Origin of the sequence: Ancylobacter sp., from assembly GCF_965279025.1 — a bacterium.
Taxonomy (GTDB): Bacteria; Pseudomonadota; Alphaproteobacteria; order Rhizobiales; family Xanthobacteraceae; genus Ancylobacter.
The window spans coordinates 4,159,146-4,179,923 of record NZ_OZ257132.1 but is presented as its reverse complement, the minus strand read 5'-3'; the positions used below and the strand labels follow the sequence as shown (position 1 = coordinate 4,179,923).

The following is a 20,778-nucleotide window of genomic DNA, read 5'->3' as shown; positions in this document are numbered from 1 at the left end:
CGCCCGCGATGCAATGGAGGAGCACGGAACCGCCGATACCTCCTGCACGTTGGGTGGCGCGGATGGCCGCGGCTAGAGGGCATTACAATGAATATGGGGCGCGACGCGGCCGGCGGAGTGGAGGCTTCCGCAGGAACGGCGGTTGGCGAGAAGCGCAATGAGTGGTTGTGGCGTCGCCTGTCGCAGGTGGCCATGGTCGCCATCGCCGTGGTGGTGGTGGGCGCGGCGCTGGTCGCCGCCCGGGCGGTGCTGATTCCCATCGTCGCCGCCGTCATCATCGGCAGTGTCATCGGTCCGGCCATCGAGGGCCTCTCCAAACGCGGCGTGCCCACCTGGCTGGGCTCGCTGATCATGGTCGTCGGTATTGCCGGCCTCATTTACGGCCTGGCGAGTGCGCTGGCCGCGCCGCTGGCCGACTGGACAGCGCGGGCGCCCGAGATCGGCGACACTCTGCGAGAGAGATTCGCCGCAATGAAGCCGGCCCTTCAGACTTTCGCCTCGGTCATCGAATCGGTGCAGTCGATCGGCCGCGTCGCCGAGCCGCCGATGGTGGTCGAGGTGGCCGATTCCCAGATGCTGGGCAGCGTGGTGGCCGTGGTCACGCCGGTCATCGGCGAGTTCATCCTGTTTCTCGGCTCGCTGCTGTTCTTCCTCGCGGGGCGGGTGCAGATCAAGCGGCGGGTGGTGCAGGTGATGACCCCGCGCAAGACCCGGCTCGCCGCCCTGCGCGTGTTCCGCGAGATCGAGGAGCGGCTGGGCGCCTATCTGGTCACCGCGACCTTCATCAATATCGGCCTCGGCATCGCCACGGGCCTGATGACTTGGGCGCTCGGCCTGCCCAACCCCCCGCTCTGGGGCGTACTGGCCTGCGTGCTGAACTACATTCCCTATGTCGGGCCGGCGGTGACGACGGTGATTCTGGCCATGGCCGGCATCGTCTCGTTCCCGAGCCTCGCGGCGGGCCTGCTGCCGGCGGCGGCGTTCATCGTGATCACCAGCATCGAGGGGCATTTCCTTACCCCGATGATCATCGGGCGGCGGGTGTCGTTGAATCCCTTCGCGGTTTTCCTGTCGATGGCGCTGTGGACCTGGCTGTGGGGACCGGCCGGCACATTCCTCTCCGTGCCGCTGCTCATTGCGGCGATGGCGCTCGCCGACAGCCTGCTGACCAAGAACCGTCCGCAACTGCCCGGGTGAGACTATTCACAGGCTAAAAAGGCGCCGCGCTTGACACCTGCGGAACCGTGCCTTAACACCCGCCCCACTCGCCGCGGGGCCTTGCTTCGGACCCGCCGCTTGGGGGTGTAGCTCAGTTGGTTAGAGCGCCGGCCTGTCACGCCGGAGGTCGCGGGTTCGAGCCCCGTCACTCCCGCCATCCCGCTGATCACAATCATTGATTTGATGTTCGGTGGCCCGCTTCGGCGGGTGGCGATGACCTTCGCCTGTCAGGCGGCTTCCACCTCGCTGCCGTTGCAGGTTTCAGCGCTCCACGGCTTTTGCGCCCGCGTGCAGCCTGCTAGAAATTCCCTACGGACTCGGTGTGGGAAAGGGCGCGTGATGAAAGCAGTTCCGTTTGCCGGTATTCTGGCGTCGTTCCTCCTGCTGGCGGCCGCTCCCGCTCTCGCTCAGGACGGAATGAGCCCGCCGCCTGGCGGCTCGTCGCTGCCGTCGCCCGACCCCTATGTCGACAGCCTCGGCCCGGACGCGCCGCAGTCGCAGACCGGCCAGCTGGTGCCGCTGCCGGGTCCGCCGCCGGAAGGCAAGGATGCGCAGATCAAGCTGCCCGACTGCGCGCCGCCCAATTGCGGCACGCCGCAGATCATGGAATAGCGCTGAACGTGCCAACCCTTGGGGGCTGGCGCCGGATCGAACGGGCAGGGGGATCGCTTGCCGCCGCCGCCGCGCTGCATCTGCCCCGTCGGTCACCGCTCCCGCGCCGCCGCACGTTTCCCTTCACGTGAGGGCCTGCGCTCCTGCCAATGCGTCGTCGGCCTGCCGGTCGCCCGCATCGCACCTAGCAGTGCGCGGCGTTTGCTAAACTGACATGCGTTTCTGTTGTTATCGGTATTTCACGCGCTTTATCAGGGTGATGGCGCTGGTGCTCGCAGCCCTCGTCCGCAAGGTGTGAATTCTGTATACCAGACCCGCGCGAATGGCGCCGGATGCCCTTGCCTCGGTCAGGGCGGTGCGATAAGCCTGCCGCGTGCTTTGAATATTTCGCAACTGCGACTGCACGCCCGATGACCTGTCCTGGCGAGGGAGGATCCCATCCATGAGCAGCCTGCTTCAGGATTATCTGCCCGTCGTTATCTTTATCGGCGTTTCGGCGGTCATCGGAATCGCCCTTCTGGTCGCGCCGTTTCTGGTCGCCTTCAGCCGGCCCGATCCGGAGAAGATGTCGGCCTATGAATGCGGCTTCAATGCGTTCGACGACGCACGCATGAAGTTCGATGTGCGGTTCTATCTGGTCGCCATCCTGTTCATCATCTTCGATCTTGAGGTCGCCTTCCTGTTTCCCTGGGCGATCACGTTCGGGGAACTGGGCAATTTCGGGTTCTGGTCGATGATGGTGTTCCTGGGCGTGTTGACCATCGGTTTCGTCTACGAGTGGAAGAAGGGAGCGCTCGAATGGGATTGAGCGCGAATAGCCCCCTCGTCGCCCCGGCGGCCAGGGGCATCATCGACCCCAATACCGGCCGCCCGATCGGCGCGACCGATCCGTTCTTCGTCGAAGTGAATGCCGAGCTCGCCGATAAGGGCTTCCTCGTCACCGCGACGGACGACCTGATCAACTGGGCGCGTACCGGCTCGCTGATGTGGATGACCTTCGGCCTCGCCTGTTGCGCGGTCGAGATGATGCAGACCTCGATGCCGCGCTACGATGTCGAGCGGTTCGGTTTTGCGCCCCGCGCGTCACCGCGCCAGTCTGACGTGATGATCGTGGCCGGCACGCTGACCAACAAGATGGCGCCGGCGCTGCGCAAGGTCTACGACCAGATGCCGGAGCCGCGCTACGTCATCTCCATGGGCTCCTGCGCCAATGGCGGCGGCTATTACCACTATTCCTATTCGGTCGTGCGCGGTTGCGACCGCATCGTGCCGGTGGACATCTACATTCCCGGCTGCCCGCCGACTGCCGAGGCTCTGCTCTACGGCGTCCTGCTGCTGCAGAAGAAGATCCGCCGTACCGGAACGATTGAGCGCTGAGGGTTGAGCGACATGGTGCGAAGCGACATGGACGAGACTCTGAAAGAGCTCGGCGCGCATGTGAAAGAGTCCCTTCCCGACGCCGTCGAGGAGGTGCTCCTTTCCTATGGCGAGCTGACGCTGGTCGCGTCGGCTGCCGAGGTCGTCAAGGTGCTCACCTTCCTGCGCGATGACCCGTCCTGCCGCTTCGTGAGCTTCATCGACATTTGTGGCGTAGATTGGCCCAAGCGCGAGAAGCGCTTCGACGTGGTCTACCACCTGCTGTCGCCGACGCTGAATGCGCGCGTCCGCCTGCGTGTCGAGACAGACGAGACCACGCCGGTGGCTTCCGCCACGGGGGTGTTCGCGGGTGCGCTGTGGTTCGAGCGCGAAGCGTTCGACATGTACGGCATCCTGTTCTCCGGTCACCCGGAGCTGCGCCGCATCCTCACCGATTACGGCTTCGACGGCTATCCGCTGCGCAAGGACTTCCCGACCACGGGCTTCGTGGAGGTGCGCTATGACGACGAGCGCAAGCGCGTGGTCTACGAGCCGGTGAAGCTCGCCCAGGAGTTCCGCAACTTCGACTTCATGTCGCCGTGGGAGGGGCCGGAATACGTGCTCCCGGGCGACGAGAAGGCAACCGCCCCGAAGGCGGGTTGAGGCACCAGCGATGAACGCACCCGGCAAGATCGACCCCGCCGTCCGCAACTTCCAGATCAATTTCGGCCCGCAGCATCCGGCGGCGCACGGCGTGCTGCGCCTTATCCTGGAGCTCGACGGCGAGATCGTGGAGCGCGTCGATCCGCATATCGGCCTGCTGCACCGCGGCACCGAGAAGCTGATCGAGGCCAAGACCTATCTACAGGCCGTGCCCTATTTCGACCGGCTCGACTATGTCGCGCCGATGAACCAGGAGCACGCCTTCTGCCTCGCCATCGAGCGTATTCTCGACATCGAGGTTCCCAAGCGCGGCCAGCTGATCCGCGTGCTGTATTCCGAAATCGGCCGCATCCTCTCCCACATGCTGAACGTGACCACGCAGGCGCTCGACGTCGGCGCGCTCACCCCGCCGCTGTGGGGCTTCGAGGAGCGCGAGAAGCTGATGGTGTTCTATGAGCGGGCTTCCGGTTCGCGCATGCATGCGGCCTATTTCCGGCCCGGCGGCGTGCATCAGGACCTGCCGCGCCAGCTGGTCGAGGACATCCTCGCCTGGACGCACACCTTCCCGGCCTTCATGGACGACCTCGACGGCCTGCTGACCGACAACCGCATCTTCAAGCAGCGCAATGTCGATATCGGCATCGTCACCATCGAGGATGCGTGGGCCTGGGGCTTCTCCGGCGTGATGGTGCGCGGCTCGGGCGCGGCGTGGGATCTGCGCAAGTCGCAGCCCTATGAGTGCTATGACGAGCTGCAGTTCGACATCCCGATCGGCAAGAACTGCGACAATTACGACCGCTACTGCATCCGCATGGAAGAGATGCGGCAGTCGGCCGACATCATGCGCCAGTGCTGCGAGCGCCTGCTGAAGGAGACCGGTCCGGTCTCGGCCGTGGACAACAAGATCGTGCCGCCAAAGCGTGGCGAGATGAAGCGCTCTATGGAAGCGCTCATCCACCACTTCAAGCTCTATACGGAAGGTTTCCACGTTCCCGCCGGCGAGGTTTACGCCGCCGTGGAAGCACCCAAGGGCGAGTTCGGCGTCTATCTTGTCGCCGACGGCACCAACAAGCCCTATCGCTGTAAGATCCGCGCGCCCGGTTTCGCGCATCTCCAGGCGATGGATTTCCTCTGCCGCGGCTACATGCTCGCGGACATTTCGGCGATCCTCGGGTCGCTGGATATCGTGTTTGGAGAAGTGGACCGCTGATCCCCAAGGGGACGCGGTTCGATCGGAAGGGTACGGCATGTCGGTCCGTAGGCTTGCGCCAAGAGAGATTCAGCCCGAGAGCTTCGCTTTCACGGCCGAGAATCTCGCCTGGGCCGAGAAGGCCATCGCGAAATTCCCCGCTGGCCGGCAGGCCAGCGCAGTGATTCCGCTGCTCATGCGCGCGCAGGAGCAGGCGGGCGGCTGGGTGTCCGAGCCGGCGATGCGCTATGTCGGCGACATGCTGGGCATGGCGCCCATCCGCGTCTACGAGGTCGCGACCTTCTACACCCAGTTCCAACTCCAGCCGGTCGGCAAGCGCGCCCATATCCAGGTATGCGGCACCACGCCCTGCATGCTGCGCGGGGCGGGCGACCTGATGAAGGTGTGCAAGAGCCGCATCCACGACGAGCAGTTCCACCTCTCGGCCAATGGCGACCTGTCCTGGGAAGAGGTCGAGTGCGCCGGCGCCTGCGTCAACGCGCCGATGATCCAGGTGTGGAAGGACGTCTACGAGGACCTGACGCCGGAGGATCTCGAGAAGATCCTCGACGCCTTCGAGCGCGGCGAGCATCCGACGCCCGGTCCGCAGAACGGCCGCCACACCTCCGCGCCGGTCACCGGGCTGCGGGTGCTCACCTCGCCGGAACTGTTCGACGGCTCGATGGTCGGGCAGGGTGCGGGCCTCGCGCTCGCCCGCGAAGCTGTCGCCGCCAAGGCCAATGGCGAAGCGGCGCCCGCCGCGCCGCCGCCGGCCGCTGCGGCTGCCGCACCGCCCGCGCCGCCGAAGAGCGATCCGGCCCCCGCCGCCGCGCCGGCCGCCAAGGCGGTCGAGGCCGCCGGCGAAGCCGACAAGGAGAAGCCCAAGAAGCCCGTCGCCCCGCCGCTCGCCGGCAAGGCCACGGACCCGAAGGCGGAATGAGGAGCGAACCATGCTTGCCGACAAGGATCGCATCTTCACCAATATCTACGGCCACCATGATTGGGGCCTGCAGGGCGCGCTCAAGCGCGGCTCGTGGGATGGCACGAAGCTGTTCCTCGACGCCGGTCGCGACTTCATCATCGAGCACATGAAGGCTTCGGGCCTGCGCGGGCGCGGCGGTGCCGGCTTCCCGACGGGCCTGAAATGGTCGTTCATGCCCAAGAACAATGACGGGCGCCCGCATTATCTCGTCGTTAATGCCGACGAATCCGAGCCGGGCACTTGCAAGGATCGCGAGATCCTGCGCCACGACCCGCATCATCTGGTCGAAGGCTGCCTGATTGCCGGCTTCGCCATGGGCGCCAACACCGCCTACATCTATGTGCGCGGCGAGTTCATTCAGGAGCGGGAAAACCTCCAGGCGGCGGTCGACCAGGCGTATGAGGCGCGCCTTATCGGCAAGAACAACGTGCATGGCTGGGACTTCGACATCTATGTCCACCATGGCGCCGGCGCCTATATCTGCGGCGAGGAAACCGCGCTGCTGGAAAGCCTCGAGGGCAAGAAGGGCCAGCCGCGCCTGAAGCCGCCTTTCCCGGCCAATGTCGGCCTCTATGGCTGCCCGACGACGGTGAACAACGTCGAATCCATTGCCGTGGCGCCGACCATCCTGCGCCGTGGCGCGTCGTGGTTCTCCTCCATCGGCCGGCCGAACAATGTGGGCACCAAGCTCTATGGCATCTCCGGCCATGTGAACACGCCCTGCGTCGTCGAAGAGGCGATGAGCATTCCGTTCAAGGAATTGATCGAGAAGCATGGCGGCGGCATTCGCGGCGGCTGGGACAACCTGCTGGCCATCATCCCCGGCGGCGCCTCGTGCCCGATCATCCCGGCCGACCAGTGCGGCGACCTCATCATGGATTTCGATGGCTGCCGCGCCGTGAAGTCCAGCTTCGGCACTGCCGGCGTGCTGGTGATGGACAAGTCCACCGACGTGGTGAGGGCCATCGCCCGCATCTCCTATTTCTTCCGGCATGAGAGCTGCGGCCAGTGCACGCCCTGCCGCGAAGGCACGGGCTGGATGTGGCGCGTGCTCGACCGCATGGTCGAGGGCCGGGCCCAGAAGCGCGAGATCGACCTGCTGCTGCAGGTCACGACGCAGGTCGAAGGCCACACCATCTGTGCGCTCGGCGACGCGGCGGCGTGGCCGGTGCAGGGCCTGATCCGGCATTTCCGTCCCGAGATCGAAAAGCGGATCGACCAGTATTCTGCGAACCCGCATTCCGACCCGGTGCCGGTGGCGGCGGAGTAAGAGAGCATCATGGCCAAGATCATCGTCGACGACATCGAGCTTGATGTTCCGCCGGAGTTCACGCTGCTCCAGGCCTGCGAGGCTGCGGGCGCGGAAATCCCGCGCTTCTGCTTCCATGAGCGGCTGTCCATCGCCGGCAATTGCCGCATGTGCCTCGTCGAGGTGAAGGGTGGTCCCCCCAAGCCGACGGCGAGCTGCGCGATGAATGTGCGCGACCTGCGCCCCGGCCCGAATGGCGAGCCGCCCGTCGTGCTCACCAAGAGCCCGATGGTGAAGAAGGCGCGCGAAGGGGTGATGGAGTTCCTGCTCATCAACCACCCGCTCGACTGCCCGATCTGCGACCAGGGCGGTGAGTGCGACCTGCAGGACCAGGCCATGGCCTATGGCGTGGACACGTCCCGCTATGCCGAGAACAAGCGCGCGGTCGAAGACAAATATATCGGCCCGCTGATCAAGACCTCCATGACCCGGTGCATCCAGTGCACCCGCTGCGTGCGCTTCACCACCGAGGTGGCGGGCGTGGCCGAGCTCGGCGCCATCGGGCGCGGCGAGGACATGGAGATCACCACCTATCTCGAGGCAGCGATGTCGTCGGAGCTGCAGGGCAATGTCGCCGACCTCTGCCCGGTCGGTGCGCTCACCCAGCGCCCCTATGCCTACCATGCCCGCCCCTGGGAGCTGGTGAAGACCGAGTCGGTGGACGTGATGGACGCGGTCGGCTCCAATATCCGCGTCGACACGCGCGGCCGCGAGGTCATGCGCGTCCTGCCGCGTCTCAATGAAGGCGTGAACGAGGAGTGGATCTCCGACAAGACGCGCTACATCTGGGATGGGCTGAAGACCCAGCGGCTCGATCGCCCCTATGTGCGCGTCGGCGGCAAGCTGACCGCCGCGAGCTGGCCGCAGGCCTTCGCCGCCATCGCCGAAAAGATGAAGGGCGTGCCGGGTAACCGCATCGGCGGCCTGGTGGGCGATCTCGCTTCGGTCGAGGAAGCCTTCGCGCTGAAGGCGCTGCTCTCCGCTCTCGGCTCGTCGAACATCGACTGCCGCCAGGACGGCGCCAAGATCGATCCCTCGCTCGGCCGGGCCGGCTACCTGTTCAACGCCACCATTGCCGGGATCGAGCAGGCGGATGCGCTGCTGATCATCGGCTCAAACCCGCGCCTCGAGGCGAGCGTGCTCAATGCCCGCATCCGCAAGCGCTGGCTGCAGGGGGGCTTCCCCATCGGCCTGATCGGCCAGCATGTGGACCTGACCTATCCCTATGAGTATCTCGGCGCCGGCTCCGATACGCTGGCGGATCTCGCCGGCGGCAACGCCTTTGCCGAGACGCTCAAGGCCGCCAAGCGTCCGCTGATCCTGATCGGGCAGGGCGCCCTGGCGCGGCCGGATGGCGCGGCGATCCTCGCGCTGGCCGCGCGACTGGCGGATTCGGTCGGCGCAGTGACGGAAGGTTGGAACGGCTTTTCGGTGCTGCACAATGCCGCCTCGCGCGTCGGTGCGCTTGACATCGGCGCGGTGCCGGGCGCCGGCGGCCTCGATGCCGTCGCGATGACCGATGCGGGCGGCGTCGACGTGCTGTTCTCGCTCGGCGCGGACGAGATCGACATCGCTCCGGGCGCCTTCACGGTGTATCTCGGCACCCATGGTGATCGCGGCGCCCATCGCGCCGACGTCATCCTGCCCGGTGCGGCCTATACCGAGAAGTCCGGCACCTATGTGAACACCGAAGGGCGCGCGCAGATCGCCAACCGCGCGGCATTCCCGCCCGGCGAGGCGCGCGAGGACTGGGCGATCCTGCGGGCTCTGTCCGATGTCGTCGGCCATCGCCTGCCGTTCGACACGCTGGCGCAGCTGCGTGCGGCGCTCTATGCCGCGCATCCCCACCTCGCCCGGATCGACCATGTGGCGCCGGCGGACCCGGCGGCCGTGGCCGCGCTGGCGTCGTGCGGCGGCTCGCCCGCCAGCGGGCCGTTCGTTCCGGCCGTCACCGATTTCTATCTCACCAATCCGATCGCCCGCGCATCTGCCGTGATGGCCGAATGCTCCGCGCTCGCATCCAGCCGCCTCGCGGCGGCGGCCGAGTGAGGGGAGGGAGCACATGACCGAAACGACCTGGTTCGACACGCTGATTCAGGTGCTCATTATCGTCGCCCAGAGCTTGGCGATGCTGGTTGGCCTGCTGATCATCGTTGCCTATGTGCTGCTGGCCGATCGCAAGATCTGGGCAGCGGTGCAGTTGCGTCGCGGCCCCAACGTGGTCGGGCCGTTCGGCCTGTTCCAGTCCTTCGCCGACCTGATCAAGTTCGTGCTGAAGGAGCCGGTGATTCCGGACGGCTCGAACAAGGGCGTGTTCCTGCTCGCGCCCTTCGTCACCTGCCTGCTGGCGCTCGCCGCCTGGGCCGTGGTGCCGATCGATGCCGGCTGGGTGGTGGCCGACATCAATGTCGGCGTGCTCTACATCTTCGCAATCTCCTCGCTCGGCGTGTACGGCACCATCATGGCCGGCTGGGCGTCGAACTCGAAGTACCCGTTCCTGTCGGCGCTGCGCGCAGCGGCGCAGATGGTGTCCTATGAAGTCTCGATCGGCTTCGTCATCGTCACGGTGCTGCTCTGCGCCGGATCGCTGAACCTCACCGCAATCGTCGAGGCGCAGAACACGCCGTGGGGCATCCTCGGCTGGTACTGGCTGCCGCTGTTCCCGATGTTCGTGATCTTTTTCATCTCGGCGCTGGCCGAGACGAACCGCCCGCCCTTCGATCTGGGCGAAGCGGAATCGGAGCTGGTGGCCGGCTTCATGGTGGAGTACGGCTCCACCCCGTACATGATGTTCATGCTCGGCGAGTACGTGGCCATCATGACCATGTGCGCGCTGACCACCATTCTGTTCATGGGCGGCTGGCTGCCTCCGGTGCCGGTGGCGCCCTTCACCTGGGTGCCGGGCATCATCTGGTTCCTGCTCAAGGTGCTGCTGGTGTTCTTCATGTTCGCCATGGTGAAGGCGATGGTCCCGCGCTACCGCTACGACCAGCTCATGCGTCTTGGCTGGAAGGTGTTCCTGCCGATCTCGCTGGCGATGGTGGTGATCGTGGCCTCGGTCCTGCATTTCAGCGGCCTGTCGGCTGCAGGGGGATGAGATGGACGAGGGCACGCTCAACGCCCTGATGGAGGCCTCCGCCCTCGGTTGGGCGGGCGCCGCCGCCGGCGCGGTCTTCGGCGCGCTCGAATGGTTCATTCTGCCGGGGATCGTCGAAACGTCGATCCGTGGTTCCAAGGAGGCCCGCAAGCTGAGCCCTGATCAGCTGGCGGGAGTGATTTCGTGGTGGAAGACCGTGATACGCGTCTTTGCCGTCTCGATGCCGCTGGTGGGCTTTGGCCTCGCTGCGGCAATGGCCGATTGAGGAGGGCGACATGAGATTGGATCTGGCCGCACGCCAGCTGCTGCTCACCGAGTTCGTCTCGGCGTTCTTCCTGGCTATGCGCTATTTCTTCAAGCCGAAGGCGACGCTGAACTACCCGTTCGAGAAGGGGCCGGTGAGCCCGCGCTTTCGCGGCGAGCACGCGCTGCGGCGCTACCCGAACGGCGAGGAACGCTGCATCGCCTGCAAGCTGTGCGAGGCGATCTGCCCGGCGCAGGCCATCACCATTGAGGCCGGCCCGCGCCGCAATGACGGCACCCGCCGCACGACGCGTTACGACATCGACATGGTGAAGTGCATCTATTGCGGCTTCTGCCAGGAAGCCTGCCCGGTCGACGCCATCGTCGAGGGACCGAACTTCGAGTTCGCCACCGAGACGCGGGAAGAGCTCTATTACGACAAGGCCAAGCTGCTCGCGAACGGCGACCGCTGGGAGCGCGAGATCGCGCGCAACATGGCGCTTGACGCGCCGTACCGTTGAGCGCGCAGAGGGCTGGGAACGTGAAGACTGAAACGATTTGGGCCGAAAAGGCCCATCGCGCCGCGACCGCCGGGATGACGGGCGCCGGAATGACTGGGGGGTGCCGGGCATGAGCCTCGCCGCGCTGTTCTTCTATCTCTTCGCCGGGGTCGCCGTGGCCTCGGCCTTCATGGTCATCGCGTCGCGGAACCCGGTGCATTCCGTGCTGTTCCTGATCCTGACCTTCGTCAACGCCTCCGGCCTGTTCATCCTGATCGGCGCCGAGTACATCGCGATGCTGCTCATCGTGGTCTATGTCGGCGCCGTGGCAGTGCTGTTCCTGTTCGTGGTGATGATGCTCGACGTCGACTTCGTCGAGCTGCGCCAGGGCTTCCTGCAATATCTGCCGGTGGGCGCGCTGGTCGGCCTGGTCTTCCTGGCGGAGCTGGTGCTGGTGCTCGGCTCGTGGACCTTCGGCGCGGGCGTGACCGGGGCGGTCACGACGACGGCGCCGGACGTGTCGAACGCCGTGGCGATCGGCCGGGTGCTCTACACCGATTACGTCTACTTCTTCCAGGCGTCCGGCTTCATCCTGCTGGTCGCCATGATCGGTGCCATCGTGCTGACGCTCCGCCACAAGGAGAACGTCAAGCGCCAGAGCATCCCGGTCCAGAACGCGCGTACCAAGGCGATGGCGATCGATGTCGTCAAGGTGCCGTCAGGCAAGGGGCTCTGAGCATGATCGGCCTTCCCCATTACCTGACCGTCGCGGCGATCCTGTTTACGCTCGGTACGCTCGGCATCTTCCTCAACCGGAAGAACGTCATCGTTATCCTGATGTCGGTCGAGCTCATCCTGCTGGCGGTGAACATCAACCTCGTCGCCTTCTCGGTCTTCCTCGGCAACATCGTCGGACAGGTCTTCGCCCTGTTCGTGCTGACGGTCGCCGCCGCCGAGGCCGCCATCGGTCTCGCCATCCTCGTGGTGTTCTACCGCAATCGCGGTTCGATCGCCGTCGAGGACATCAACACCATGAAGGGCTGAGCGGGCATTCATGTACCAGGCGATTGTCTTCCTCCCCCTCGTCGGCTTTCTCATCGCCGGCCTGTTCGGCCGTCTGATCGGCGCGCGCGCCTCGGAACTGGTGACGACCGGGCTGCTCATGCTCTCGGCCTTCTTCGCGTGGATCGTGTTCTTCCAGACCACCTTCGGCGGGCATGAGGGAACGGTCGAGCTGCTCACCTGGATGTCGTCCGGCAAGCTGGACGTCACCTGGGCGATCCGCGTCGACACGCTAACCGCGGTGATGCTGATCCTCGTGACCACGGTGTCCTCGCTCGTCCACCTGTACTCGATGGGGTACATGCACGAGGACCCAAGCCGGCCGCGCTTCTTCGCCTATCTCTCGCTCTTCACCTTCGCCATGCTGATGCTGGTGACCAGCGACAACCTCGTCCAGCTGTTCTTCGGCTGGGAGGGCGTGGGCCTCGCTTCCTACCTGCTGATCGGCTTCTGGTACGACAAGCCGTCGGCCTGCGCGGCGGCGATGAAGGCGTTCATCGTCAACCGCGTCGGCGATTTCGGCTTTGCGCTCGGCATTTTCGCCATCTACCTGATGACCGGCTCGGTCGCCTTCGAGCAGGTATTCGCCGCCGCACCGTCGCTGATGGACAAGAACATCCTGTTCCTCGGCCATGAGTGGCACGCGCCCACGGTGATCTGCCTGCTGCTGTTCATCGGCGCCATGGGCAAGTCGGCGCAGCTCGGCCTGCACACCTGGCTGCCGGACGCGATGGAAGGCCCGACCCCGGTGTCGGCGCTGATCCACGCCGCAACCATGGTGACGGCCGGTGTCTTCATGGTGGCGCGCCTGTCGCCGCTGTTCGAGCTCTCGACCACGGCGCTCAACGTGGTGCTGTTCGTCGGCGCCTCCACCGCCTTCTTCGCGGCGACGATCGGCTGCGTGCAGAACGACATCAAGCGCGTCATCGCCTATTCGACCTGCTCGCAGCTCGGCTACATGTTCGTCGCGCTCGGCACCGGCGCCTATTCGGTTGGCGTGTTCCACCTGCTCACGCACGGCTTCTTCAAGGCGCTGCTGTTCCTTGCCGCCGGCTCGGTCATCCATGCGATGCACCATGAGCAGGACATGCGCCACATGGGCGGCCTGTGGCGGAAGATCCCCTTCACCTATGCCACCATGATGATCGGCGGCCTGGCGCTGACGGGTTTCCCCTTCACCGCCGGCTACTACTCGAAGGACGCGATCATCGAGACCGCCTTCGTCAGCCATAGCCCGGTCGCCACCTATGCGTGGGTGATGACGGTGGCTGCGGCGGCGCTCACCGCCTTCTACACCTGGCGGCAGATGTTCATGACCTTCCACGGCAAGACCCGCGCGGATCACCACACCTATGATCACGCGCATGAATCGCCGCTGACCATGCTCATCCCGCTCGGCGTGCTGGCCTTCGGCGCGCTGTTCGCCGGCATGATCCTGTACCCGTATTTCGTCGGGCATGACGTGGACCACTTCTTCCGCGAGTCCATCTTCATGGGCCCGGAGAACAAGATCCTCGAAGAGATCCACCACATTCCGTTCTGGGCGAAGTGGGCCCCCACGGTGATGATGGCGCTCGGCTTCCTGGTCGCCTACTGGATGTACATCGTCAACACCGCCGTTCCAAAGGCGCTCGCCAAGCAGAACGACGTTCTGTACCGCTTCCTGCTCAACAAGTGGTACTTCGACGAGATCTACGACTTCCTGTTCGTGCGCCCGACGCTGTGGCTCGGCAACTTCCTGTGGAAGCAGGGGGATGTGCGGATCATTGACGGCTATGGCCCGAACGGCGTCTCGGCGCGCGTCATCGACGTGACCAACCGGGTCGTGCGCCTTCAGACCGGCTATCTCTACCACTACGCCTTCGTGATGCTGGTGGGTGTCGCGGCCTTCATCACCTGGTTCATGTTCGGGGGCGCGCACTGATGTACGACTGGCCCATCCTTTCCGTCGTCACCTTCCTGCCGCTGGTCGGCGCGCTGCTGATCGTCCTGATGATCCGCGGCGACGACGAGGTCGCCAAGCGCAATGCCCGCTGGGTGGCGCTGTGGGCGACGCTTGTCACCTTCGTCATTTCGCTGCTGCTGCTGTTCGGCTTCGACCCGTCGAACCCGGACTTTCAGTTCGTCGAGTACCACCCCTGGCTCGGCGACGCTGCCGCCTACCGGATGGGCGTCGACGGCATCTCGCTACCTTTCGTGCTGCTGACGACGCTGCTGATGCCGATGTGCATTCTCGCGAGCTGGGACGCGATCCAGTTCCGCGTGAAGGAGTACATGATCTGCTTCCTGGTGCTCGAAACGCTGATGATCGGCACCTTCTCTGTCCTCGACCTGCTGCTGTTCTACTTCTTCTTCGAGGGCGGCCTGATCCCGATGTTCCTGATCATCGGCATCTGGGGGCATGGGCGGAAGGTGTACGCGGCCTTCAAGTTCTTCCTCTACACGCTGGCCGGCTCCGTGCTGATGATGCTCGCCGTCATGGCCATCTACTGGCAGGCCGGCACCACCGACATCGCGGTGCTGCTGAAGCATGATTTCCCCTCGGGGATGCAGTACTGGCTCTGGATCGCCTTCTTCGCCTCCTTCGCGGTGAAGATGCCGATGTGGCCGGTGCACACCTGGCTTCCCGACGCCCATGTCGAGGCGCCGACGGCGGGCTCGGTCATCCTGGCGGCGATCATGCTGAAGATGGGCGGCTACGGCCTGCTGCGCTTCTCGCTGCCCATGTTCCCGGACGCGTCGGCCTATTTCGCCCCCTTCGTCTTCGTGCTGTCGGTGATCGCGATCATCTACACCTCGCTCGTCGCCCTGCGGCAGGAGGACATGAAGAAGCTGATCGCCTACTCCTCCGTCGCCCATATGGGCTACGTGACGATGGGCATCTTCACGCTGACGCAGGAAGGCATCCAGGGCGCGGTGTTCCAGATGGTGAGCCACGGCTTCGTGTCGGGCGCGCTGTTCCTGTGCGTGGGCGTACTCTATGACCGCATGCACACCCGCGAGATCGCGGCCTATGGCGGCCTGGTCTTCCGCATGCCGGTCTACGCCACGTTGTTCATGGTGTTCACCATGGCCAATGTCGGCCTGCCGGGCACGTCGGGCTTCGTCGGCGAGTTCCTCACGCTGCTGGCCGCCTTCGGCCGCAACACCTGGGTCGCCTTGTTCGCGACGACGGGCGTCATCCTTTCCGCCGCCTATGCGCTCTGGCTCTATCGCCGGGTGGTGTTCGGCGCGCTGGAGAAGGAGAGCCTGAAGAGCATCCGCGACGTCAACGCGCGAGAACTGGCGACGCTCGTGCCGCTGCTGTTCTTCACCATCCTCTTCGGCGTCTGGCCGCAGCCGATCCTCGACGCCTGCAACGTCGCCGTCGGTGCGATCGTCGCGCGCGCCGATGTGGCGGCCGGTGCCATCAAGGCCGCGGCGCTGGTGCTGCCTTGACCCGATACATGACCATCGCGGAGCCCCTGCAATGACCCTCACCCTCGCCGCGCTCGGCCCCGCGCTGCCCGAACTGCTGCTGGCCGCCTCCGCCGTCGCGTTGCTGATGCTCGGTGCCTTCAGCGGCCCGAAATCGACCGACACGGTGAACGGGCTGGCCCTTGCCGCCCTGTTCGCGGCGTTGGTGCTGGTGGTCATCGGCCCCGGCAATGCGACGCTGTTCAACGGGGCGTTCCAGGTCGACGAGTTCGCCCGCTTCATGAAGGTGCTGGCCTTGCTCGGTGCTGGCGGCACGCTCGCCATGTCGGTGGACTGGCTGAAGGCGGAGAAGCAGGCCCGGTTCGAATACGCGATCCTCGTGCTGCTCTCGACGCTCGGCATGATGATGCTGATCTCGGCCGGCGACCTGATCGCGCTCTATATGGGCCTCGAACTGATGAGCCTGGCGCTCTACGTGATCGCCGCCAACAACCGCGATTCCGTCCGCTCGACCGAGGCCGGCCTGAAGTATTTCGTGCTCGGCGCGCTCTCCTCCGGCATGTTCCTCTATGGCGCCTCGCTGATCTATGGCTTCACCGGCACGGTGAACTTCGCCCAGATCGCCCAGGCCGCCCGCGAGCCTTCGCTGGGGCTGATCTTCGGCATCGTCTTCACCTTCGCCGGCCTGTGCTTCAAGGTCTCCGCCGTGCCGTTCCATATGTGGACGCCGGACGTCTATGAGGGGGCGCCGGCCCCGGTCACGGCGTTCTTCGCCTCCGCGCCGAAGGTCGCGGCCATGGCGGTGTTCGTGCGCTTCGCCATGGAGGCGCTGCCCAACGTCATCCATCAGTGGCAGCAGATAATCGTTTTCGTGTCGATCGCCTCGATGGCGCTCGGCTCGTTCGGCGCCATCGGCCAGCGCAACTTCAAGCGCCTGATGGCCTATTCCTCGATCGGCCATATGGGCTTCGCGCTGGTCGGCCTCGCCGCCGGCACAGAGCAGGGCGTGCAGGGCGTGCTGGTCTACATGGCCATCTACCTCATGATGACGCTCGGCACCTTCGCCTGCATTCTCTCGATGCGGCGCAAGGACGGGATGGTCGAGACCTATGACGAACTCGCCGGCCTCGCCCGCACCCGTCCGGTGATGGCGTTCATGCTGGCGGTGCTGATGTTCTCGCTGGCCGGTATTCCCCCGCTCGCGGGCTTCCTCGCCAAGTACTACGTGTTCCTCGCGGCGATCGAGGCCGGCCTTTACGCGCTGGCGGTGATCGGCGTGCTTACCAGCGTGGTTGGCGCGTTCTACTATCTGCGCATCGTCAAGATCATGTATTTCGACGAGCCGGCAACGACCTTCGAGCCGATGAAGTCGGAGCCGCGGGTGGTGCTGGGCGTCTCGGGCCTGTTCACCCTGCTGTTCTTCGTCTATCCGGCACCGCTGATCGCGGCGGCGGGCGTGGCGGCGCGGGCGCTCTTCTGAGAATGGCACTCGCGCCGGTGGCGACGCCGGTCGTCCTGTTTGAAACGGTCGGGTCGACCAATCAGGAAGCCCTCGCACAGGCCGGCGGATCGGCGCCGCGCTGGTTCGTCGCCCGGCGGCAGACGGGCGGCCGCGGCCGCCGGGGCCGGCCCTGGGCGTCCGAGCCGGGCAACCTCTACGCGTCGCTTCTGCTGGTCGATGCAGGCCCTCCGGCGCATCAGCCAGAACTCTGCTTCGTGGCGGCGCTGGCGCTGCACGATGCTGTGCGGGCTATCACCGGCATCGATCCCCTGCGCATCGGCCTGAAATGGCCGAACGACGTGATGGTCGACGGGGCCAAGCTCGCGGGCATCCTGCTCGAAGGGGCGATGGGGCCGGCCGGGCGGTCGGCCACGGTGGTTGGCTTCGGGGTCAATTGCGCGCACCATCCGGCGGAGACGCCGTATCCAACGACGGACCTTGCCGCTGCCGGCTTCCCCACAGATCCGCCTTCCATGCTCGCGGCGCTCGACGCGGCGATGCGCGAGCGACTTGGCGAGTGGAGCCGCGGGGCCGGTTTCTCCCTCACCCGCGAGGCATGGCTGAGACGGGCCTCGGGGCTGGGCAGGGCCGCGACGGTGCGGACTGGCGGTCGCGAGGTCGAGGGAGTATTCGAGGCGCTCGACTTCTCGGGCGCCATGGTGTTGCGCCGGGCAGACGGCGTGCGTGAGACGTTCAGTGCCGGCGACGTGTTTCCATCGTCCGCCGCGCCAGTGTGAAAGGCAGGAATGTGAGCAAGTGGCCGGACGAGCTGGTCTTCGCTCCCCTCGGTGGGGTCGGCGAGATCGGTATGAATCTCGGGCTGTATGGTCTGGGACCACGCAACCGGCGCAAATGGCTCGCGGTCGACCTCGGCATTTCCTTCGCGCCGCCGGAGATTCCCGGCATCGACATCATCATGCCGGACGTCGCCTTCCTCGAGAAGGAAGCCGATGCGGGCAACCTTGTCGGCCTGGTGATCACGCACGGGCATGAGGATCATATCGGCGCGCTGGTCGATCTGTGGCCGCGCCTGGGCTGCACGGTCTACACGACGCCCTTCACCCATGCGCTGGCCGAGGCGCGGCGTCTGGGCGAGCCGGGCGCGCCGAAAATTCCGTTCCACATCGTGCCCACCGGCGGGCGCACGACGATCGGTCCGTTCGATGTCGAGTTCGTGCCCGTCGCGCATTCAATTCCCGACAGCCACGCGCTCGCCATCCGCACCCCGCTCGGGCTGGTGGTGCACACGGGCGACTGGAAGATCGACCCGACCCCCGTGGTTGGCAACGTCACCGATCCGGCGCGCTTCTCCGCGCTGGGCGATGAAGGCGTGCGGGCGGTCATCTGCGATTCCACCAACGCGATTCGCGACGGTATCTCGCCCTCCGAGATCGATGTGCAGGCTGGGCTGACGGAGCTGATCGCCGCCGCCCCGCATCGCGTCGCGGTGACGACCTTCGCCTCGAATGTTGCGCGTATCCGCTCCATCGCCGAGGCGGCGATGAAGACGGGCCGCGAAGTCGTGCTTGTCGGCCGGGCGATGGAGCGGGTGATCGGCGTGGCGCGCGAGCAGCGTATGCTCGATGGCCTGCCGCCCTTCCGCCCCGCCGACGCCTATGGTTTCCTGCCGCGCGACAAGGTCGTGGCCATCCTCACCGGCAGCCAGGGCGAGCCCCGCGCCGCGCTGGCCCGCATCGCCGATGACGACCATCCCGAGATCGCGCTGTCGCCGGGCGATCACGTCATCTTCTCCTCGCGCACCATTCCCGGCAATGAGCGGCCGGTGAACCGCATCATCAATGCGCTGGTGCTGCAGGGGGTGAAGGTCATCACCGATCGCGACGGGCTGGTGCATGTCTCCGGCCATCCGCGCCGCGGCGAGCTGGAGCAGATGTACAAGTGGCTGCGCCCGCAGGTGTCGGTGCCGGTCCATGGCGAGCCGCTGCACCTGTCCGAGCACGCCGACCTCGCCCGCCGCATGGGCGCCCGCGAGGTCGTGCGCCTGGTGGATGGCGATGTCGTGCGCCTCATCAGCGCCGATCCGTCGCTGAGTGCCGAGGTGATCGAGGAGATTCCCTCTGGCCGTCTCTACAAGGACGGTCACGTCCTCGTGGGTGCGGAGGATCCGGCGATTGCCGAGCGCCGGCGCCTGTCGTTCAGCGGGCTGGTCTCGGTCGCCATCGCCATGTCGTCGAAGGGCGATGTGGTGGGCGACCCGATGATCGACCTCTCCGGCCTTCCGCGCCTCGGCGTTGGCGGCACGCCGCTCGACGAGGTGGTTGAAGACGCGGTGCTGAACTGCCTCGACGGCCTGCCCAAGGCGCGCCGGCGCGACCCCGACGCGGTCGCCGAGTCGGTCACGCGGGCGGTGCGCGGCCAGATCAACGCCGCCTGGGGCAAGAAGCCGCTCTGCCACGTGCTGGTCGTCACGGTATGAACACCGGCGGGGCGCCGGCTTCATCTGGCGATGCCGGCCCTCGACGCAGATAGTGCGTCGTCGGCGCCGTCGCACGAGGCCTCACGGGCCTGTACGGCGGCGGGCGGCGGCGTGAAGGGGAGGGTGCTCGCATGATCGGCCGTCTGAACCATGTTGCCATTGCCGTGCCGGACCTCGATGCAGCGGTCGCGACCTATCGCGACACGCTGGGGGGAACGGTCTCCGCCGTGGATCCGCTGCCCGAGCATGGCGTGAACACGGTGTTCGTCACCCTGCCCAACACCAAGATCGAACTGCTCGGCGCTCTCGGGGCGGATTCGCCGATCGGGAAGTTTTTGGAGCGCAACCCCGAGGGCGGCATCCACCATCTCTGCTACGAGGTAGATGACATCCTCGCCGCGCGCGATCGGCTGCTGGCGGCGGGGGCGCGGGTGCTGGGCACCGGCGAGCCGCGTGTCGGTGCCCATGGCAAGCCGGTGCTGTTCCTTCATCCGAAAGACTTCCTGGGCACACTCGTCGAACTTGAACAGGCGTGAGGCGGCACTGATGGGCGTCACCACTTATATCGCGATCTATTTCATCGTCTGGTGGGTGGTGATCTTTGCGGTCCTGCCCTTCGGCGTGCGTTCGCAGCACGAGGACGGCGCGATCGAGGACGGCACCGAGCCGGGGGCACCGTTGCGCCCGCTGCTGCTGCGCAAGGCGCTGGTGACGACTGTGGTGTCGGCGGTCATCGTGCTGCTGTTCGCGTGGGCGGTTGAGACCGACCGGCTGCGGCTCGACATGTTCCCGATGCCGTTCCAGCTCTACGACGTGAAGTAACCCGCCTTTTGCCGTCGACGCGGCGGGAATCGCCGAGGCCGATCGGCATTCAGGCAAAAAAAGAGGCGGGACCGAAGTCCCGCCTGCCTTATTTGGCCGCCCGCACCTGATTCCGCGCCGTTTCGGCGTCTGCCAGGGGGCTTTCTTAGCCGTCATTCCTCCCGAGACCTGGACCGATCATCACGCCTGTGACAGCGCTCAGCGGACCTCTTTCTACAGGGCCGCACCTTAGAGCAGAAAACACGGGCTTGTCATCCTTGCGTCGCAATAGAACAATGTTGCAATGCAACAGAAATAGGCGCATTCGGCCGCCGACGCCCTAAACAAAGGCAGTAGCCACCGCTCCTTCCGGCCGGTTGCGCCACGAGGG

The 20,778-nt window shown here is 65.9% G+C and carries 21 protein-coding genes and 1 tRNA gene; all 22 read left to right on the top strand.

From position 1 onward, the window contains the following. Positions 1-87 precede the first annotated feature (87 nt). The 22 genes from ACQY76_RS19485 (at position 88) to ACQY76_RS19380 (ending at position 20,408) form a co-directional block, all read left to right on the top strand. Positions 88-1,197 carry an AI-2E family transporter gene (locus tag ACQY76_RS19485; RefSeq protein WP_428030340.1) on the top strand — a complete coding sequence of 370 codons (1,110 nt, stop codon included), beginning with the start codon at positions 88-90 and terminating at the stop codon, positions 1,195-1,197. A gap of 101 nt (positions 1,198-1,298) precedes the next feature. After that, positions 1,299-1,375, top strand: a tRNA-Asp gene (locus ACQY76_RS19480). A 182-nt stretch (positions 1,376-1,557) separates the two neighbouring features. Then, entirely contained in the window at positions 1,558-1,830 is a 273-nt protein-coding gene (locus ACQY76_RS19475) for a hypothetical protein (RefSeq protein ID WP_428030339.1), read from the top strand. Positions 1,831-2,272: 442 nt separating this feature from the next. After that, complete coding sequence (locus ACQY76_RS19470; protein WP_428030338.1) at positions 2,273-2,638, top strand: NADH-quinone oxidoreductase subunit A; 366 nt, start codon at positions 2,273-2,275, stop codon at positions 2,636-2,638. Continuing rightward, the gene (locus ACQY76_RS19465) at positions 2,629-3,207 is read left to right on the top strand and encodes a NuoB/complex I 20 kDa subunit family protein (protein ID WP_428030337.1); all 579 of its coding nucleotides are present in this window, start codon (positions 2,629-2,631) and stop codon (positions 3,205-3,207) included. The genes ACQY76_RS19470 and ACQY76_RS19465 overlap by 10 nt, the downstream gene beginning before the upstream one ends. Positions 3,208-3,234: 27 nt before the next feature. Next, entirely contained in the window at positions 3,235-3,849 is a 615-nt protein-coding gene (locus tag ACQY76_RS19460; RefSeq protein ID WP_428030336.1) for an NADH-quinone oxidoreductase subunit C, read from the top strand. 10 nt (positions 3,850-3,859) lie between these two features. Then, a complete protein-coding gene (locus ACQY76_RS19455; protein ID WP_428030335.1) occupies positions 3,860-5,059 on the top strand; it encodes an NADH-quinone oxidoreductase subunit D in 1,200 nt (399 codons plus the stop codon). Positions 5,060-5,096: 37 nt separating this feature from the next. After that, positions 5,097-5,978 carry an NADH-quinone oxidoreductase subunit NuoE gene (nuoE, locus tag ACQY76_RS19450; protein ID WP_428030334.1) on the top strand — a complete coding sequence of 294 codons (882 nt, stop codon included), beginning with the start codon at positions 5,097-5,099 and terminating at the stop codon, positions 5,976-5,978. A gap of 10 nt (positions 5,979-5,988) precedes the next feature. Next, on the top strand, positions 5,989-7,290 hold the full coding sequence (gene nuoF, locus ACQY76_RS19445; RefSeq protein WP_428030333.1) for an NADH-quinone oxidoreductase subunit NuoF: 1,302 nt from the start codon (positions 5,989-5,991) through the stop codon (positions 7,288-7,290). A 9-nt stretch (positions 7,291-7,299) separates the two neighbouring features. Continuing rightward, the gene (nuoG, locus tag ACQY76_RS19440; protein WP_428030332.1) at positions 7,300-9,378 is read left to right on the top strand and encodes an NADH-quinone oxidoreductase subunit NuoG; all 2,079 of its coding nucleotides are present in this window, start codon (positions 7,300-7,302) and stop codon (positions 9,376-9,378) included. 79 nt (positions 9,379-9,457) lie between these two features. Next, positions 9,458-10,426 (top strand): NADH-quinone oxidoreductase subunit NuoH, encoded by a 969-nt coding sequence (gene nuoH / locus ACQY76_RS19435; RefSeq protein WP_428033065.1) that lies wholly within the window; start codon positions 9,458-9,460, stop codon positions 10,424-10,426. A gap of 1 nt (position 10,427) precedes the next feature. Then, entirely contained in the window at positions 10,428-10,691 is a 264-nt protein-coding gene (locus tag ACQY76_RS19430) for a hypothetical protein (RefSeq protein WP_428030331.1), read from the top strand. A gap of 10 nt (positions 10,692-10,701) precedes the next feature. Next, on the top strand, positions 10,702-11,190 hold the full coding sequence (gene nuoI / locus ACQY76_RS19425; RefSeq protein WP_013166662.1) for an NADH-quinone oxidoreductase subunit NuoI: 489 nt from the start codon (positions 10,702-10,704) through the stop codon (positions 11,188-11,190). 109 nt (positions 11,191-11,299) lie between these two features. After that, positions 11,300-11,905: an NADH-quinone oxidoreductase subunit J gene (locus tag ACQY76_RS19420; protein WP_428030330.1), complete on the top strand. Its 606-nt coding sequence runs from the start codon at positions 11,300-11,302 to the stop codon at positions 11,903-11,905. 2 nt (positions 11,906-11,907) lie between these two features. Next, positions 11,908-12,213: an NADH-quinone oxidoreductase subunit NuoK gene (gene nuoK, locus ACQY76_RS19415; protein WP_428030329.1), complete on the top strand. Its 306-nt coding sequence runs from the start codon at positions 11,908-11,910 to the stop codon at positions 12,211-12,213. A gap of 10 nt (positions 12,214-12,223) precedes the next feature. Further along, complete coding sequence (nuoL, locus tag ACQY76_RS19410; RefSeq protein WP_428030328.1) at positions 12,224-14,155, top strand: NADH-quinone oxidoreductase subunit L; 1,932 nt, start codon at positions 12,224-12,226, stop codon at positions 14,153-14,155. Beyond that, positions 14,155-15,669: an NADH-quinone oxidoreductase subunit M gene (locus ACQY76_RS19405; RefSeq protein WP_428030327.1), complete on the top strand. Its 1,515-nt coding sequence runs from the start codon at positions 14,155-14,157 to the stop codon at positions 15,667-15,669. The genes nuoL and ACQY76_RS19405 overlap by 1 nt, the downstream gene beginning before the upstream one ends. Before the next feature lie 31 nt (positions 15,670-15,700). Continuing rightward, entirely contained in the window at positions 15,701-17,128 is a 1,428-nt protein-coding gene (nuoN, locus tag ACQY76_RS19400; protein ID WP_428030326.1) for an NADH-quinone oxidoreductase subunit NuoN, read from the top strand. A 2-nt stretch (positions 17,129-17,130) separates the two neighbouring features. Continuing rightward, a complete protein-coding gene (locus tag ACQY76_RS19395) occupies positions 17,131-17,886 on the top strand; it encodes a biotin--[acetyl-CoA-carboxylase] ligase (RefSeq protein ID WP_428030325.1) in 756 nt (251 codons plus the stop codon). A 71-nt stretch (positions 17,887-17,957) separates the two neighbouring features. Then, complete coding sequence (locus tag ACQY76_RS19390) at positions 17,958-19,586, top strand: ribonuclease J (protein WP_428033064.1); 1,629 nt, start codon at positions 17,958-17,960, stop codon at positions 19,584-19,586. 131 nt (positions 19,587-19,717) lie between these two features. Further along, positions 19,718-20,122, top strand: a complete 405-nt coding sequence (gene mce, locus ACQY76_RS19385) for a methylmalonyl-CoA epimerase (RefSeq protein ID WP_428030324.1) — start codon at positions 19,718-19,720, stop codon at positions 20,120-20,122. A gap of 10 nt (positions 20,123-20,132) precedes the next feature. Then, positions 20,133-20,408 (top strand): DUF1467 family protein, encoded by a 276-nt coding sequence (locus ACQY76_RS19380; protein ID WP_428030323.1) that lies wholly within the window; start codon positions 20,133-20,135, stop codon positions 20,406-20,408. Positions 20,409-20,778 lie beyond the last annotated feature (370 nt).